Annotated in this window: 25 protein-coding genes and 1 rRNA gene; 24 read left to right on the forward strand and 2 right to left on the reverse strand. The window is 40.7% G+C overall.

The window, feature by feature from the left end; all coding sequences use genetic code 11:
* A 5S ribosomal RNA gene (rrf, locus tag ACT3CD_RS14965) occupies positions 1–88 on the forward strand; the annotation flags it as partial.
* A 641-nt stretch (positions 89–729) separates the two neighbouring features.
* Here the strand turns inward: rrf and ACT3CD_RS14970 are convergent.
* A complete protein-coding gene (locus tag ACT3CD_RS14970) occupies positions 730–1,227 on the reverse strand; it encodes a hypothetical protein (protein ID WP_444646464.1) in 498 nt (165 codons plus the stop codon).
* A 234-nt stretch (positions 1,228–1,461) separates the two neighbouring features.
* On the opposite strand from ACT3CD_RS14970, the gene ilvA reads away from it, so the two are divergent.
* Positions 1,462–2,703, forward strand: a complete 1,242-nt coding sequence (gene ilvA / locus ACT3CD_RS14975; RefSeq protein ID WP_444646465.1) for a threonine ammonia-lyase — start codon at positions 1,462–1,464, stop codon at positions 2,701–2,703.
* Positions 2,704–2,820: 117 nt separating this feature from the next.
* On the opposite strand, the gene fabD is transcribed toward ilvA, so the two are convergent.
* The gene (gene fabD, locus ACT3CD_RS14980) at positions 2,821–3,711 is read right to left on the reverse strand and encodes an ACP S-malonyltransferase (RefSeq protein WP_444646466.1); all 891 of its coding nucleotides are present in this window, start codon (positions 3,709–3,711) and stop codon (positions 2,821–2,823) included.
* A gap of 458 nt (positions 3,712–4,169) precedes the next feature.
* Between fabD and rpsL the strand changes: the two genes are divergently transcribed.
* The 22 genes from rpsL (at position 4,170) to rpsE (ending at position 15,880) form a co-directional block, all read left to right on the forward strand.
* The gene (gene rpsL, locus ACT3CD_RS14985; RefSeq protein WP_444646467.1) at positions 4,170–4,547 is read left to right on the forward strand and encodes a 30S ribosomal protein S12; all 378 of its coding nucleotides are present in this window, start codon (positions 4,170–4,172) and stop codon (positions 4,545–4,547) included.
* A 114-nt stretch (positions 4,548–4,661) separates the two neighbouring features.
* Positions 4,662–5,138 (forward strand): 30S ribosomal protein S7, encoded by a 477-nt coding sequence (gene rpsG, locus ACT3CD_RS14990; protein WP_444646468.1) that lies wholly within the window; start codon positions 4,662–4,664, stop codon positions 5,136–5,138.
* Positions 5,139–5,159: 21 nt separating this feature from the next.
* A complete protein-coding gene (gene fusA / locus ACT3CD_RS14995) occupies positions 5,160–7,268 on the forward strand; it encodes an elongation factor G (protein ID WP_444646469.1) in 2,109 nt (702 codons plus the stop codon).
* 22 nt (positions 7,269–7,290) lie between these two features.
* Complete coding sequence (gene rpsJ / locus ACT3CD_RS15000) at positions 7,291–7,596, forward strand: 30S ribosomal protein S10 (RefSeq protein ID WP_444646470.1); 306 nt, start codon at positions 7,291–7,293, stop codon at positions 7,594–7,596.
* A 23-nt stretch (positions 7,597–7,619) separates the two neighbouring features.
* Complete coding sequence (gene rplC, locus ACT3CD_RS15005) at positions 7,620–8,237, forward strand: 50S ribosomal protein L3 (RefSeq protein WP_444646471.1); 618 nt, start codon at positions 7,620–7,622, stop codon at positions 8,235–8,237.
* Entirely contained in the window at positions 8,237–8,866 is a 630-nt protein-coding gene (gene rplD / locus ACT3CD_RS15010) for a 50S ribosomal protein L4 (RefSeq protein WP_444646472.1), read from the forward strand. The genes rplC and rplD overlap by 1 nt, the downstream gene beginning before the upstream one ends.
* An 11-nt stretch (positions 8,867–8,877) precedes the next feature.
* Positions 8,878–9,168, forward strand: coding sequence for a 50S ribosomal protein L23 (rplW, locus tag ACT3CD_RS15015; protein WP_444646473.1), 291 nt, complete (start codon positions 8,878–8,880; stop codon positions 9,166–9,168).
* Positions 9,169–9,173: 5 nt separating this feature from the next.
* Positions 9,174–9,998 carry a 50S ribosomal protein L2 gene (gene rplB, locus ACT3CD_RS15020; protein WP_444646474.1) on the forward strand — a complete coding sequence of 275 codons (825 nt, stop codon included), beginning with the start codon at positions 9,174–9,176 and terminating at the stop codon, positions 9,996–9,998.
* Between the two features lie 20 nt (positions 9,999–10,018).
* Complete coding sequence (gene rpsS / locus ACT3CD_RS15025; RefSeq protein ID WP_444646475.1) at positions 10,019–10,288, forward strand: 30S ribosomal protein S19; 270 nt, start codon at positions 10,019–10,021, stop codon at positions 10,286–10,288.
* Positions 10,289–10,322: 34 nt separating this feature from the next.
* Entirely contained in the window at positions 10,323–10,739 is a 417-nt protein-coding gene (gene rplV / locus ACT3CD_RS15030) for a 50S ribosomal protein L22 (protein ID WP_444646476.1), read from the forward strand.
* Between the two features lie 10 nt (positions 10,740–10,749).
* Positions 10,750–11,478, forward strand: coding sequence for a 30S ribosomal protein S3 (gene rpsC, locus ACT3CD_RS15035; RefSeq protein WP_444646477.1), 729 nt, complete (start codon positions 10,750–10,752; stop codon positions 11,476–11,478).
* A 32-nt stretch (positions 11,479–11,510) separates the two neighbouring features.
* Positions 11,511–11,942 (forward strand): 50S ribosomal protein L16, encoded by a 432-nt coding sequence (gene rplP / locus ACT3CD_RS15040; protein ID WP_444646478.1) that lies wholly within the window; start codon positions 11,511–11,513, stop codon positions 11,940–11,942.
* Between the two features lie 3 nt (positions 11,943–11,945).
* Entirely contained in the window at positions 11,946–12,143 is a 198-nt protein-coding gene (gene rpmC / locus ACT3CD_RS15045) for a 50S ribosomal protein L29 (protein WP_444646479.1), read from the forward strand.
* A gap of 8 nt (positions 12,144–12,151) precedes the next feature.
* Positions 12,152–12,409, forward strand: coding sequence for a 30S ribosomal protein S17 (rpsQ, locus tag ACT3CD_RS15050; protein WP_444646480.1), 258 nt, complete (start codon positions 12,152–12,154; stop codon positions 12,407–12,409).
* 2 nt (positions 12,410–12,411) lie between these two features.
* Positions 12,412–12,777, forward strand: a complete 366-nt coding sequence (gene rplN, locus ACT3CD_RS15055; RefSeq protein ID WP_444646481.1) for a 50S ribosomal protein L14 — start codon at positions 12,412–12,414, stop codon at positions 12,775–12,777.
* A 20-nt stretch (positions 12,778–12,797) separates the two neighbouring features.
* Positions 12,798–13,118 (forward strand): 50S ribosomal protein L24, encoded by a 321-nt coding sequence (rplX, locus tag ACT3CD_RS15060; protein WP_444646482.1) that lies wholly within the window; start codon positions 12,798–12,800, stop codon positions 13,116–13,118.
* Positions 13,118–13,675: a 50S ribosomal protein L5 gene (gene rplE / locus ACT3CD_RS15065; RefSeq protein WP_444646483.1), complete on the forward strand. Its 558-nt coding sequence runs from the start codon at positions 13,118–13,120 to the stop codon at positions 13,673–13,675. Before rplX ends, rplE begins: the two co-directional genes overlap by 1 nt.
* A 4-nt stretch (positions 13,676–13,679) precedes the next feature.
* The gene (rpsN, locus tag ACT3CD_RS15070; protein WP_444646484.1) at positions 13,680–13,949 is read left to right on the forward strand and encodes a 30S ribosomal protein S14; all 270 of its coding nucleotides are present in this window, start codon (positions 13,680–13,682) and stop codon (positions 13,947–13,949) included.
* A 65-nt stretch (positions 13,950–14,014) separates the two neighbouring features.
* Positions 14,015–14,410, forward strand: coding sequence for a 30S ribosomal protein S8 (rpsH, locus tag ACT3CD_RS15075; protein ID WP_444646485.1), 396 nt, complete (start codon positions 14,015–14,017; stop codon positions 14,408–14,410).
* Between the two features lie 16 nt (positions 14,411–14,426).
* Positions 14,427–14,978 (forward strand): 50S ribosomal protein L6, encoded by a 552-nt coding sequence (gene rplF / locus ACT3CD_RS15080; protein WP_444646486.1) that lies wholly within the window; start codon positions 14,427–14,429, stop codon positions 14,976–14,978.
* A gap of 21 nt (positions 14,979–14,999) precedes the next feature.
* Complete coding sequence (gene rplR / locus ACT3CD_RS15085; protein ID WP_444646487.1) at positions 15,000–15,356, forward strand: 50S ribosomal protein L18; 357 nt, start codon at positions 15,000–15,002, stop codon at positions 15,354–15,356.
* 5 nt (positions 15,357–15,361) lie between these two features.
* A complete protein-coding gene (gene rpsE, locus ACT3CD_RS15090; RefSeq protein ID WP_444646488.1) occupies positions 15,362–15,880 on the forward strand; it encodes a 30S ribosomal protein S5 in 519 nt (172 codons plus the stop codon).
* Positions 15,881–15,887 lie beyond the last annotated feature (7 nt).

Genomic DNA, 15,887 nt, shown 5'->3' on the forward strand with positions numbered 1-15,887 from the left:
TCCACCTCTTCCCATTCCGAACAGAGAAGTTAAGCCCTATAGCGCCGATGGTACTGCGTAACAGTGGGAGAGTAGGTGGCTGCCTTTCTTAAAAAAAGAAGCCGATTCAGTTATGAGTCGGCTTTTTTTGCGTTTTACTATAGCGGGGGGTGAATAATTTTTATACCGAGGATCATCACAGGTCACAACCAAAATCTGGGTCTGGACATAAATTTTACATAATTTGTAAAGGGAGAATTTAACTGTAGCTACACCTCTGAATGGTCTTCTGAAATCTTTTATTTTAGCTTTGAATGACTCCGCTCCAGTGTCCAGACTTCTTCTATAGAGGAGGTTTGTAATGGTTCTGTTATAAGTTTCAAGGGATCTTCTTATTGTCATAAAAGCATTAAATCTTAAAATATTTATGGTGAGTGAAGTGTGGTTTGTCATTGTATATTCCTGAATCATTTAGAAATTTCTATTAAGGACAACCGTGATTTTTGAAGGAAGTTAACCGTTGGTATTTGTTGTAAAGGATAGGATTGCTTAGATTAAGCTATGGTAAGATTGAATGGAAAATGAGTACTTAGTTACTTGAATGGATGTCGGCACATCTGTAAGTAAAAAAGTCCCGGGATAAAATAATCCCGGGACTTTAAATGATTTTTAATTTGTACCTGAACATAAAGTTAGGCGAACAAACTATTTTGAAGTAATCCAACTTTACAGACAGACTCTAATTTGATTTTAGTTTTGATATAGAGTTTGTATGTTTTTTAATAGGCCGGGATAATAACAGGCGATTAATCCCAATGCTTTTTCAACTGGAATTTCAGATGTGGTAATTTTTGATTGGCGTGATAAAGCTTCTTCTGAAATAAACTGTGCATTGGTATCGTATGGATAGGCCGCAAATTTACCGGCTAGAGTTTGGGCGCCAAAACCAGATTTTTTGCAGGTGTATTGCACTTCCATGGCATGTCCTCGTACAATATACTCTTTGCATTTTGATTTTTGGCGCAAATAGATAATGACCGGGGCTTTGCCATTTTCATAGCTTAATTCGAATTTTCGGAGCTCTTCATTTTTTATTGTCTCCGGTGCCAGTTCCGTAATGGTATAATTACCAAGCAGAGTTTGAGATGTGCCTTTTAATGATTGTATGTTTTCGGGTGTTGTGGCACTTGTTAGGGTTAGTACGGTTGCGAATGCAAAAAGCAGGGTTGCGAATTTTAAATTTTTCATGATAGTGCGTTTTTAAGTGTTTGGTATAAGACAATCAATAGGTGTGCCATAACTTGTAATTGCTTGTGCTGTAGTGATTTTTATCGTGGTTGGCTGTCTCTTTAATTTTAGAAATGTATCAAGGATGAACATCGATCGTACGAATTCGGACACTATATCTTTACTGATAATACAAGTTCATGATGATGAAAGGCGTTGAGATCATTTTTATATCTTTGCGTAAAATATTTTCAAATGATAGCAATAAAAGACATTCAGCTGGCGCACTATCGAATAAAGTCGGTGGTTGAAAAAACTCCATTGATTAAAGATCCGGTTTTGTCGGAACGGTATAATGCTAATGTATTTCTGAAAAGAGAGGATTTGCAAGTCGTTAGGTCTTACAAAATAAGAGGAGCCTATAATAAAATATCGAGTCTTACCAGTGAAGAACGTGCCAGAGGAGTTGTCTGTGCCAGTGCAGGCAATCATGCTCAGGGCGTAGCTTATGCATGTAATCATTTGAATATTCAGGGGCGTATTTTTATGCCTTCAACTACTCCCAAACAAAAGATTAAGCAGGTGGGCATGTTTGGTAAAGATCATGTTGAGATTGTTTTAATAGGCGATACCTATGATGATGCTTATCATGCTGCCATAGCGGACTGTGAGAAGGCTCAGTCGGTGTTTATACATCCATTCGATGATGAAATGGTTATGGCAGGGCAGGGTACGGTTGGAATTGAGATTATGGAACAGTTAAGCGTCCCTCTGGATATGATATTTGTGCCTGTAGGTGGTGGTGGTTTTATTTCCGGACTGGGTTCGTATATGAAAACAGTTAGTCCTTCTACAAAGATTATTGGAGTGGAACCCGAAGGAGCTCCTTCTATGAAGTTGTCTTTGGAAAAAGGTGAACGTATTACTTTAGATAAGTTTGAGAAGTTTGTCGATGGTGCGGCAGTTGCAACCATAGGAAAGCTTAATTTTGATATTGCCAGAGATGTCATTGATGACATGATTTTGATACCGGAAGGAAAGGTTTGTACAACCATCCTTCAACTCTATAATGAGTCGGCAATTGTTGTGGAACCAGCTGGTGCTTTAAGTATTTCCGCACTTGATTTCTATGCGGAAAAGATAAAGGGAAAGAATGTTGTTTGCGTTATTAGTGGTGGTAATAATGACATCACCCGGACGGAAGAAATTAAGGAACGATCATTATTGTATGAAGGCCTGAAACACTATTTTATCATTCGTTTTCCTCAACGGGCTGGCGCTTTGCGCGATTTTCTTAACGATGTGTTAGGCCCCGGAGACGATATAACACATTTTGAGTACACCCGTAAAAATAGTCGTGAAAATGGGCCCGCTTTGATTGGTATTGAAACTAAATCAAAACAGGATTATTTGGCTTTAATGGAACGTATGAAATTGAATAAGATTAACTATACCCATGTGAATGAATCGCCTGATTTGTTTCATTTCCTTATCTAGAGTCTGTCCATAAACGAAGTGTTTGAAATATGGATTGAATTAAACTTTAGGATGTTTTTTAAAATAAACAGAGGACCTCTCTTTTAAGGGAGGTCCTCTGTTTGTCAATAACGATCTTTATTCTTGAAAAGTGCTGATGCTGATGGCTTCTGCCTGACGATTAATTTTCTTGATAAGCCCTTGTAATACTTTTCCCGGGCCAACTTCGGTAAATGAAGTTGCACCGTTGTTCAACATATTTTGAATGGTTTGTGTCCATTTAACCGGCGCTGTAAGTTGAGCTATCAGGTTTTCTTTAATTTCGGCGGGATTCGTAACCGGATTTGCACTTACATTTTGGTAAACCGGACAAATTGGTTCAACAATATGAGTTTCTTCAATAGCTTTAGCCAGTTCGGCCCTGGCTGGTTCCATCAACGGTGAATGAAAAGCGCCGCCTACTGATAGTTTTAAAGCCCGTTTGGCACCTTTTTCAGTGAGTAGTTTGCAAGCCTGATCAATTCCTTCAATGGATCCGGAAATAACCAATTGGCCCGGGCAATTATAGTTAGCAGGAACCACCACTTCAGTAATCTTTTTGCAGACCTCTTCAACAATATCATCGTTGAGTCCCACAATGGCTGCCATGGTTGAGGGTTTTATTTCACAGGCTTTTTGCATGGCTTTGGCACGTTGCGAAACGAGTTTTAGACCGTCTTCAAATGAAAGCGCTCCGGCAGCTACCAATGCGCTGAATTCACCCAATGAATGCCCGGCAACCATTTCGGGCTGGAAGTTTTCTCCCATGGTTTTAGCTAATAATACCGAGTGTAAAAAAATTGCCGGTTGGGTTACTTTTGTTTGCCGTAAATCTTCTTCTGTACCTTCAAACATCAGGTCAGTAATCTGGAATCCCAGAATGCTGTTGGCTTTTTCAAATAATTCTTTGGCCATGGGTGATTTTTCATATAAATCTTTTCCCATTCCTGTAAATTGGGCGCCCTGACCCGGAAATACATAAACTTTCATATTAAACAATGTTTAGTTTTGATGTCAAATCCAAGAAAAAAATATTTTTTTCCCGGCCAAAGATATATAGTATCAGCAAGAAAACTCAAGTGCTTGATAAGAAATGTTCAAATTCAACGCTTGTAAAGGTCTAAAATGCGATTCTACTATGGTAAATCACCTATTTTAATTATAGGCATAACGTAGAAATGGGCCTTTATTGGTCAAGTATTATTATAGCCTATTTTTTTTAATCAGCGATTTTCTGTTTTCGCGAATTTACGGATGCAAATAATTGATATAAAAGTGTATTAAAAAGACTTACACCTGTTTTTATTTCCATTCTAAATTTGTACTTTTGCACCGCTTTTTTGTGCAGAGGGATGAAAATGTTTGAAAATCAGTGGGATTTTTCAGCCAAAAAGAATACCTTTGCAACCCATTTGTTGATAGTAATTTATAGTTAAATAAAAGTTTATATGCCAACAATTCAGCAATTAGTAAGAAAAGGGAGAACCAGCCTGGTAGATAAGAGTAAATCTCCGGCACTGGATTCTTGTCCGCAGAGGAGGGGCGTTTGTGTGAGGGTATATACTACCACACCAAAGAAACCGAACTCAGCTATGCGTAAAGTAGCCCGTGTTCGTTTAACCAACGGAAAAGAAGTTAATGCTTACATTCCGGGAGAAGGACATAACCTGCAGGAGCACTCAATTGTGCTTGTACGCGGAGGTCGTGTTAAAGATCTTCCTGGTGTTCGTTATCACCTTGTTCGTGGTGCATTGGATGCTTCAGGGGTAGATGGTCGTACGCAACGTCGTTCCAAGTATGGAACAAAACGCCCTAAGAAAAAGTAGTTCCTAATCAGGTAGTTTTGTTTATTGGTTAGTGTTTCGGTTGAGTAAATGAGCTATGAGCCATTGAAGAGCAAATACAGCCAGTAAGTTTTCAAAACTAATAAACAAAAAGAAATGAGAAAGAGTAAACCAAAAAAGAGGGTATTATTACCCGATCCAAAGTTTGGAGATACTTTGGTAACACAGTTTGTGAACAATTTGATGGTAGATGGTAAAAAATCTGTTGCTTACGGTATTTTTTATTCTGCCATGGATCAAATTAAAGACAAAGCCGAAAAAGAAGGCAAATCAGTCTTGGAGATGTGGAAGAAGGCTTTGGAGAATATAACCCCTTCCGTAGAAGTTAAAAGCCGCCGTGTAGGTGGTGCTACTTTCCAGGTTCCTACCGAAATTCGCGCCGACCGTAAGGTCTCTTATAGTATGAAAAACCTGATTCTTTTTTCCCGTAAAAGAAGTGGAAAATCTATGGCCGAAAAATTGGCTGCTGAAATTGTTGCTGCATATAATCAGGAGGGCGGCGCTTATAAGAAGAAAGAAGATATGCATAAGATGGCTGAAGCCAACCGTGCATTTGCACACTTCAGATTTTAATCATCGTTGATTATTTAACTAATGGCAAAAGATTTAAATTATACAAGGAACATTGGGATTATGGCTCACATCGATGCCGGTAAAACAACCACTACTGAACGTGTTCTGTTTTACACCGGTATTACTCACAAATTAGGTGAGGTGCATGATGGTGCTGCAACTATGGACTGGATGGAGCAAGAGCAGGAGAGAGGTATTACTATTACCTCTGCTGCCGTTTCTACCCAATGGATTTACCGAGGAGAAGAGTATAAAATTAATATTATTGACACCCCAGGGCACGTTGACTTTACTGTTGAAGTTGAGCGTTCTTTACGTATACTGGATGGTGCTGTTGCTTTGTTTTGTGCTGTAGGTGGTGTGGAGCCTCAGTCTGAGACTGTATGGCGTCAGGCTAATAAATATGGGGTACCCCGTATTGGCTTTGTAAACAAAATGGACCGTTCTGGCGCTAATTTCTTTGAAGTGGTGCGTCAGGTTCGTGAAATATTAGGCGCCAATCCGGTGCCTATTACAATTCCAATTGGCGCTGAAGAAACCTTTAAAGGTGTAATTGATCTGATTGAGAACAAAGCCGTTGTTTGGTTTGATGACGATGTTCTCGGTCAACGTTACGAACTCACAGATATCCCAGCCGACATGGTTGAGGAAGCTGCTGAATGGCGTGCTAAAATGGTCGAAGCAGTTGCTGAGTATGATGATGAGTTGATGGAGAAATTTTTTGATGATCCGGATTCTATAACCGGTGACCAACTAATTGATGTCATTCGTCGTGCTACTATCGATATGAGTATTGTACCGATGATGTGTGGTTCTGCCTTTAAAAATAAAGGAATTCAGCGGTTGTTGGATGGTATTATTCGTTTCTTACCTGCTCCAACCGATATTGCTGATGTTGAAGGAACAAATCCTGATACCGGCGAAACCGAAAGCCGTAAGCAAACTGCTGATGCGCCTTTTACCGCACTGGCATTTAAAATTGCGACTGACCCATTTGTAGGTCGATTGGCTTTTATGCGTGTTTATTCAGGTACGCTTGAAGCCGGTTCTTATGTATTTAATCCTCGTAGTGGTAAAAAAGAGCGTATTTCACGTTTGTATCAGATGAAATCGAATAAGCAGATGCCTATTGATAGCATTAGTGCAGGAGATATTTGTGCTGGTGTAGGTTTCAAAGATATTCGTACAGGTGATACTTTATGCGAGGAGAAAAAACCAATCGTTTTGGAATCAATGGAATTCCCTGATCCTGTAATTGGGATTTCGGTGGAACCTAAGAGCCAAAAAGATATGGATAAGCTTTCAAATGGCTTGGCCAAGCTGGCTGAAGAAGATCCTACTTTCCGCGTCCAAACTGATGAAGAAAGTGGACAGACGGTTATCAGCGGTATGGGCGAGTTGCACCTTGAGATTATCATTGACCGTTTAAAACGTGAGTTTAAAGTGGAATGTAATCAAGGTCGTCCTCAGGTAGCTTATAAAGAAACCATCAGTAAGACAGTTGATCACCGTGAAGTCTTTAAAAAACAGACTGGTGGTCGTGGTAAGTTTGCTGATATTGTTGTTAAAGTTGGCCCTATTGATGAAGAAAAAACTGGTTTACAGTTTGTTGACCTGGTAAAAGGTGGTAATGTGCCTAAAGAATTTATTCCATCGGTTGAAAAAGGCTTTAAAAACGCTATGCAAAATGGTGTGTTGGCTGGATTTACAGTGGAGAATTTGAAGGTGCAGTTGCTTGATGGTTCATTCCACCCGGTTGACTCTGATCAGTTGTCTTTTGAGATTGCTGCACGTCAGGCATTCAAGGCTGCTTGTGCTAAAGCGGGTCCTAAGTTGCTCGAACCTATCATGCGCGTTGAAGTGGTTACCCCTGAAGAATATATGGGTGATATTATCGGCGACTTTAACAAACGTCGTGGTCAGATAGAAGGTATGGAGTCAAAAGCCGGTGCACGTGTTGTTAAGGCTAAGGTACCTTTGGCTGAGATGTTTGGTTATGTTACTGCTCTGCGTACCATATCTTCTGGTCGTGCTACTTCTTCTATGGAATTTTCTCATTACGAGGAAGTCTCCAAAGCAATTGCTACAGAGGTCGTAAAAGAAGCAAAAGGTAAAGTTGAATTATTGTAAGAACTCGTTCGCATAAACAGCTATGAATCAAAAAATAAGAATTAAACTGAAATCATACGATCACAATTTGGTAGACAAATCTGCCGAAAAGATCGTTAAAACAGTAAAGAGCACCGGGGCTGTCGTGAGCGGCCCCATCGCTCTTCCAACTCATAAGAGAATATTTACTGTTTTGCGCTCAACCTTCGTTAATAAGAAATCGCGTGAGCAATTTCAATTGTCGTCCTATAAACGATTGATTGATATTTACAGCTCAACTGCAAAAACTATTGACGCTCTCATGAAACTTGAACTTCCCAGTGGTGTGGAAGTCGAAATTAAAGTTTGATATTAATTGTAAATCACTAAGCAATGCCAGGATTAATTGGAAAGAAAATCGGAATGACTTCCGTTTTCAGTGCCGAGGGTAAAAATGTACCATGCACTGTTATCGAAGCTGGTCCTTGCGTCGTAACCCAGGTTAAAAATCTGGAAGCTGATGGCTATGTAGCCGTTCAGTTAGCTTTCGACGAAAAACGTGAGAAGAGTACCACCAAGCCCGAAAAAGGGCATTTTGAAAAAGCAGGTACCACTCCAAAGGCCAAGCTGGTTGAATTCAAAGAATTTGAACAAGAGTTCAAATTGGGTGACGTTGTTACCGTTGACATCATTGAAGAAAATACTTACGTGGATATCTCCGGTATCTCAAAAGGTAAAGGTTTTCAGGGTGTTGTTAAAAGACACGGCTTTGCCGGTGTTGGTGGGCAAACCCATGGTCAGCACAACCGTTTACGTGCCCCGGGTTCACTGGGTGCCTCTTCATTCCCTTCCAGGGTATTTAAAGGTATGCGAATGGCCGGCCGTACGGGTGGCGACCAAGTTAAAGTTGAAAACCTGAGAGTTATTAAAGTGATTCCCGAAAGCAACCTGATACTGATTAAAGGATCTGTTCCGGGCGCAAAAGGTTCATATCTAATTATTGAGAAGTAATGGAACTGAACGTACTAAACATTAAAGGAGAAGATACCGGCAGAAAAATTGAGTTGTCAGATTCAGTTTTTGCTATTGAACCCAACGATCATGCCATTTATTTGGATGTGAAGCAATATTTGGCTAACAATCGTCAAGGAACTCACCAATCGAAAGAACGTGGTGAAGTAGCTGGTAGTACACGTAAAATTAAGAAACAGAAGGGAACTGGTACCGCACGTGCAGGTAGCATTAAGAGCCCTGTCTTCAGAGGAGGTGGCCGTGTATTTGGTCCCAAACCTCGTAACTACAATTTTAAATTGAATAAAAAGTTGAAACAATTGGCTCGCCTGTCAGCTCTTTCTTATAAGGCTAAGAGTGAGGCTATTCTGATTGTTGAAGACTTTTCGTTTGAAGCACCAAAGACTAAAGAGTTTGTGACTTTACGCAAAAATCTGAAGCTTGATGGCAGCCGGACGTTGTTAGTTACTAAAGACGTTGAGCGTAACGTGGTTCTTGCGAATCGTAATATTCAACGCTCTGAAGTATCTGTTGTTTCTGATATTAATACTTATGGTATTATGAAAGCACAATCTGTGATTTTTACCGAAAGTGCAATTCAGGAAATTGGTAATCTATTTAAAGCTTAAGGAGGTCAGAAATGAGCGTTATTATTAAACCTTTAGTTACCGAGAAAATGACTCGTTATGGTGACTCTCTGAATAAGTATGGCTTTGTTGTTAATAACGAGGTGAACAAGCTCGAAATTAAAAAAGCTGTAGAAGAGATGTACAATGTAACCGTTGTATCGGTAAATACCATGCGTTATGCAGGTAAAACTACCAGTCGTTACACAAAAGCCGGCGTTATAAGTGGACGTAAAAATTCATTTAAGAAGGCGATCGTAACATTGGCTGATGGAGATAAAATTGATTTTTATAGCAATATCTAAGTGAAATGGCAGTAAGAAAGCTAAAGCCCACAACACCGGGGCAGAGACACAAAATTATTGGTGCATTTGATACGATTACCTCAGGTGTACCAGAAAAATCCTTGCTTGAGCCGTTGAAAAAGAGCGGTGGTCGTAACAACACTGGTAAAATGACCATGCGCTACATTGGTGGCGGACATAAAAGGAAGTATCGTGTAATCGATTTTAAGCGTGATAAAGACGGTGTTGCCGCAAAGGTTGAATCCATTCAGTACGATCCAAATCGTAGTGCCCGGATTGCTTTGTTGGTTTACTCAGATGGAGAAAAACGCTACATTCTTGCACCTAACGGATTACAAGTAGGTCACGATTTGTTATCAGGCAGTGGTGTTGCCCCTGAAATTGGCAACGCCCTTCCTCTGGGAGAAATTCCTCTCGGTACGATCGTACATAATATCGAATTGTATCCTGGTAAAGGTGGAGCCATGGCACGTAGTGCCGGTACATTTGCACAATTGGCTGCTCGTGAAGGTAAATACGTGGTATTACGCTTACCATCCGGTGAAACCAGATTGGTGCTTACAACTTGTCGTGCTACGATAGGAGCTGTTGGTAATTCTGACCATGCTCTCGAAAAATCAGGGAAAGCTGGTCGTAGCAGATGGCTTGGTCGTCGTCCTCGCGTTAGAGGGGTTGTTATGAACCCGGTCGATCACCCAATGGGTGGTGGTGAAGGACGTGCATCCGGCGGTCATCCCCGATCAAGAAAAGGTTTACTTGCAAAAGGCTACAAAACACGTGCGCCTAAGAAAACCAGTAGTAAGTACATTCTTGAAAGACGAAAAAAGTAACCGGTTAATTTATTGAGACTATGAGCAGATCATTGAAAAAAGGACCTTATATTAATTACAAGCTGGAACGTAAAGTGCTTGCCATGAACGAATCCGGTAAAAAAAATGTAGTTAAAACATGGGCCAGGGCATCTATGATTTCCCCCGATTTCGTAGGACATACCATTGCTGTACATAACGGGAATAAATTTATTCCAGTTTATATCACCGAAAATATGGTAGGACATAAATTGGGTGAATTTGCCCCTACACGGACCTTCCGTGGCCATTCAGGCAGTAGAAAGCGTTAATGCCTGGTAGTGTTAATACCTTAATGTAAAAGAAATGGGTGCAAGAAAAAGAATAAAAGCAGAACAAATTAAAGAAGCCAGGAAAACTCAGGCTTATGCCAAGCTGCGAAATGTACCTACCTCACCTCGCAAAATGCGTTTGGTGGTGGATATGATTCGTGGTAAAGAAGTGAATCTGGCCTTGGATATACTTAAATTTTCTACTAAAGAGGCCTCAAGCCGTGTAGAAAAACTCTTATTGTCCGCAGTTGCCAACTGGAAAGATAAAAATGAAGGGATTAGAATCGAAGATGCTAATCTTTATGTGAAAGAGGCTTACGTGGATTCAGGACGCATTCTTAAGCGTTTAAGACCTGCTCCGCAAGGTCGCGCGCATCGAATTCGTAAAAGATCCAATCACGTGACTATTCTCGTGGATAGCAAAGTATCAAACGTAAACCAGGAAAATTAATTAAATCCAGATGGGACAAAAAGTTAATCCAATAAGCAACAGGTTGGGAATCATCCGTGGATGGGACTCTAACTGGTTTGGCGGAAAGAATTACGGTGACAAATTGCTGGAAGATTCTAAAATCCGCAAATATTTAAATGCGCGTCTGGCCAAAGCCAGTATTTCACGCATTGTTATTGAACGTACACTTAAGTTAATTACCATAACAGTTTATACTGCTCGTCCCGGTATCATTATCGGAAAAGGTGGTCAAGAGGTTGATAAGCTGAAGGAAGAGCTTAAGAAGATTACTGACAAGGAAGTGCAAATCAACATCTTCGAAGTTAAACGTCCTGAATTGGACGCTATGATCGTTGGCAATAATATTGCCCGTCAGCTCGAAGGTCGTGTGGCTTATCGTCGTGCCGTTAAAATGGCTATCGCATCAACCATGCGTATGGGTGCAGAAGGTATTAAAATACAGATTTCAGGTCGTTTAAATGGTGCCGAAATGGCCCGTTCTGAAATGTATAAAGAGGGCAGAACGCCTCTCCATACCTTCCGTGCTGATATTGATTACGCTCAAGTTGAAGCCCTCACTAAAACCGGACTTTTAGGTATTAAAGTTTGGATTTGTAAAGGTGAAATTTATGGCAAACCTGATTTATCACCCAATTTTGGAGCTAAAGATGCTTCTCATTCTGGTGGAAATAGAAGGGGCCAAAATCAAGGTGGCGGTTTCAAAAAGAGAAGAAAGTAATCATCTGTTAACCTTTAATTGAATCTGGAAAGATGTTACAACCAAAAAAAGTAAAATTTAGACGGCAGCAAAAAGGACGGATGAAAGGAATCGCTCAACGAGGTCATGAATTGGCCTTTGGTTCTTTTGGCATCAAGTCGCTTGAAAGCAAATGGATTACCGGTCGTCAAATTGAAGCGGCAAGGGTTGCCGTGACACGTTATATGCAACGTCAGGGTCAAATTTGGATCCGTATTTTTCCTGACAAACCTATTACTAAAAAACCTGCCGAAGTTCGTATGGGTAAAGGTAAAGGTAGTCCGGAAGGTTTTGTGGCGCCCGTTACTCCGGGACGCATGATTATTGAATGCGACGGTGTTCCCTTCGCTGTAGCCAAGGAAGCTTTGCGTTTGGCTGCTCAAAAGTTGCCCATTACTACAAAGTTTGTAGTAAGAAGGGATTTTGTTGAATCTACAAATGCCTAAGCGATGAAAACTTCAGAAATTAAGGAAATGACCATCAGCGAGATTGAGGAGCGCTTGGATGCCGAAAAGCAAGAGCTGACACGGATGACCCTCAGCCACCACATTTCTCCACTGGATAATCCTATGAAGATAAGAAAATCCCGTAGGAACATTGCTCGTATGCTGACCATTCTGCGTCAGAAACAATTAACAGAAAAATAATTTTGCAGATGGAAACAAGAAACTTGAGAAAAGAACGGATTGGCGTTGTGGTGAGCGAAAAGATGGATAAATCTATCGTAGTTAGCGTTGTCATTCGTGAAAAACACCCTATGTATGGTAAATTCATGAAGAAAACGAAAAAGTTTTATGCTCACGATGAGGAAAATAATTGCCATGCCGGGGATACCGTTCGAATAATGGAAACCCGTCCCCTGAGTAAAACTAAACGTTGGAGATTAGTTGAAATCCTTGAAAGAGCTAAGTAATCATGATACAGCAAGAATCAAGACTTAATGTGGCCGATAACAGTGGAGCAAAAGAAGTTCTTTGCATCCGTGTTTTAGGCGGTACCGGACGTAGATACGCCTCTATTGGTGATCGTATTGTGGTATCAGTGAAAAGTGCTGTTCCTTCATCTGAAATGAAAAAAGGAACAGTCAGTAAAGCAGTGGTTGTACGTACCAAAAAAGAAGTTAGAAGAGCCGACGGGTCATATATCCGTTTCGACGATAACGCTTGTGTACTAATCAATAACCTCGGCGAAATGCGCGGAACCCGTATTTTTGGACCCGTGCCCAGAGAACTGCGTGATGGATATATGAAAATTGTATCATTAGCGCCTGAAGTGCTATAATCTTTAAGATTCAAAAAGCAATGGGAAAATTACATATTAAAAAAGGCGATATCGTGATTGTTAACGCCGGAACAAACAAAGGCCAGGAGGGTAAAGTCCTGGAAGTGTTCCCGGCTAAACAACGTGCTATCGTGGAAGGCGTTAACATGGTGAGTAAACATACCAAGCCCAACGCCGAAAATCCACAGGGTGGTATTATCAAAAAAGAAGCCCCAATACATATCTCCAACCTGAACCTTAAGGATCCTTCAACTGGAAAGGCTACCCGTATTGGTCGCAAACTTGGAGAAAATGGAAAATTGGTTCGTTATTCAAAAAAATCAGGAGAGGAGATTAAGTAATGAGCTATACACCTAGTTTAAAAACAAAGTATAAAGACGAAGTAGCCCCTGCTCTGATGAAAGAGTTCGGATACAAAAGCGTTATGCAGGTTCCCACCCTTGAAAAGATTGTTATCAATCAGGGGGTTGGTGCTGCCGTTGCAGATAAGAAATTGATTGAAATGTCAATTAAAGAGTTAACTGCAATTTCCGGACAACAAGCTGTGGCCTGTTTTTCCAAGAAGGATATCTCAAACTTCAAGTTGAGAAAGAAAATGCCTATTGGAGCGAAAGTTACCTTGCGGAAAGATAAGATGTTCGAATTCCTTGAGAGGTTGGTACGAGTGGCTTTGCCACGTATTCGTGACTTCAAAGGAATCGAAAGCAAGTTGGACGGTCGGGGAAATTATACGCTGGGAATTACCGAGCAAATTATTTTTCCTGAAATAAATATTGACAGTGTTACAAAGATTATGGGTATGAATATTACCTTTGTGACCACCGGAAGTACCGACGAGGAAGCTTATGCCTTGCTTCGTGAATTCGGTTTACCGTTTAAAAAATTAAAAAAGAACTAGTTATATGGCTAAGGAATCAATGAAGGCCCGTGAAGTAAAACGGGCAAAACTTGTGGCCAAATATGCCGAGAAACGCGCTCAACTCAAGGCCGAAGGCGATTATGAAGGTTTGCAAAAGCTGCCAAAAAACGCCTCTCCTGTTCGTATGCACAATCGTTGCAAACTGACCGGTCGGCCTAAGGGTTATATGCGTCAGTTCGGTATCAGTCGTATCACCTTTCGTGAAATGGCTGCTGCAGGTTTAATACCAGGAGTTAAAAAAGCCAGTTGGTAATGATATCAGCTGGTAAGTGTTAAATATTGTCCCGACTTGTCGGGATCAATTTAATCTAATGTAAAATGACAGATCCAATTGCGGATTTCCTGACACGAATCAGGAATGCCATAATGGCGCGGCATAAGGTTGTTGAAGTTCCGGCTTCCAACCTTAAAAAGGAAATGACCAAAATTCTTTTTGAAAAAGGTTATGTCCTGAATTATAAATTCATCGACGATGGTAAACAAGGAATCATCAAGATCGCACTTAAATACGATCCTGTATCTAAAGTTCCAGCCATCAAAAAACTAGGCCGTATATCTACCCCAGGGTTGCGTAAGTATACCGGCTATCGTGAAGTCCCCAGAATTTTAAATGGTTTGGGAATTGCTATTTTGTCTACTTCGAGAGGTGTTATTTCTGATAAAGAAGCACGTATTCAAAAAGTAGGTGGTGAAGTATTGTGTTACGTTTATTAAAAAAAGGAGGTAAGTCATGAGTAGGATAGGAAGATCACCCATCAATGTGCCTGCCGGGGTAAACGTAACAGTTAAGGATCACGTGGTGACAGTAAAAGGTCCCAAAGGTGAACTGGTACAGAATATTAATCCCGACATAGAGGTAGAAATTAATGAAGGTGTGGTAACCCTTAAACGTTTAAGTGAAGAGAAACAATATCGTGCTATGCATGGATTGTATCGTTCATTAATCCACAATATGGTGGTAGGCGTTTCTGAAGGTTTTGTTAAGAAAATGGAACTGGTTGGAGTTGGTTATCGTGCTAATGCCACAGGTCAGATTCTTGAACTTTCGTTAGGTTATTCACACCCAATTCATATAGAATTGCCTAAAGAAATAAAGGTAGAAGCTGTGACCGATCGGAAAAGCAATCCGATCATAACACTCGAGTCCGTTGATAAGCAACTGCTGGGTCAGGTCTGTGCAAAAATCCGTTCATTACGTAAACCAGAGCCTTATAAAGGTAAAGGAGTTCGTTTTGTTGGTGAGGCTATCAGACGTAAAGCTGGTAAGAGTGCAAAAGTTTAATTTGATTAATTTCATCGTGTTATGGCTTTTTCAAAACTAGATAGGCGATTTAAAATAAAAAGAAGTATTCGCAGTAAGGTAACAGGAACGACTGAACGCCCGCGGATGACTGTCTTCAGAAGCAATAAACAAATCAGTGTTCAACTCATTGATGATACCAAAGGAACTACATTGGTTTCTGCATCGTCATTGGTAAAAGATATTGCTTCACAACAAGGAACCAAAACAGACAAGGCTATTGCTGTCGGTAAAATGATAGCTGATAAGGCTACCAGTGCCGGTATTACAAGTGTTGTATTTGACCGCAATGGTTATCTGTATCATGGTAGAGTTAAACAATTAGCGGATGCTGCTCGTGAGGCAGGCCTTAAATTTTAAATATTATGGCAGGAAATACACAAAGAGTTCGTACAACTAATGACCTTGAATTAAAGGACAGGCTGGTAGCCATAAATCGTGTAACCAAAGTAACCAAAGGTGGTCGTACCTTTAGTTTCTCCGCTATTGTTGTGGTTGGTAACGAAAATGGTATTGTAGGCTGGGGTCTTGGCAAAGCTAACGAGGTTACCACTGCTATAGCAAAAGGCGTTGAGGCTGCTAAGAAGAATTTGGTTAAAGTACCCGTTTTAAAAGGTACCATACCTCACGAACAGGCAGCTAAGTTTGGTGGTGCTCAGGTTTATATGCGTCCAGCATCACATGGTACCGGTTTGGTTGCTGGTGGTGCTATGCGCGCTGTACTTGAAAGCGCCGGTATCGTGGACGTTTTGGCCAAATCAAAAGGTTCGGCCAACCCTCACAACCTTGTGAAGGCTACCATTCAGGCACTTTGCGAACTTCGCGATGCCCATACCGTAGCTCAAAATAGGGGGGTTAACCTCGATAAAGTGTTTAACGGTTAAGCAGACT

This window comes from Geofilum sp. OHC36d9, assembly GCF_052400685.1.
Lineage (GTDB): Bacteria > Bacteroidota > Bacteroidia > Bacteroidales > Marinilabiliaceae > CAZHHH01.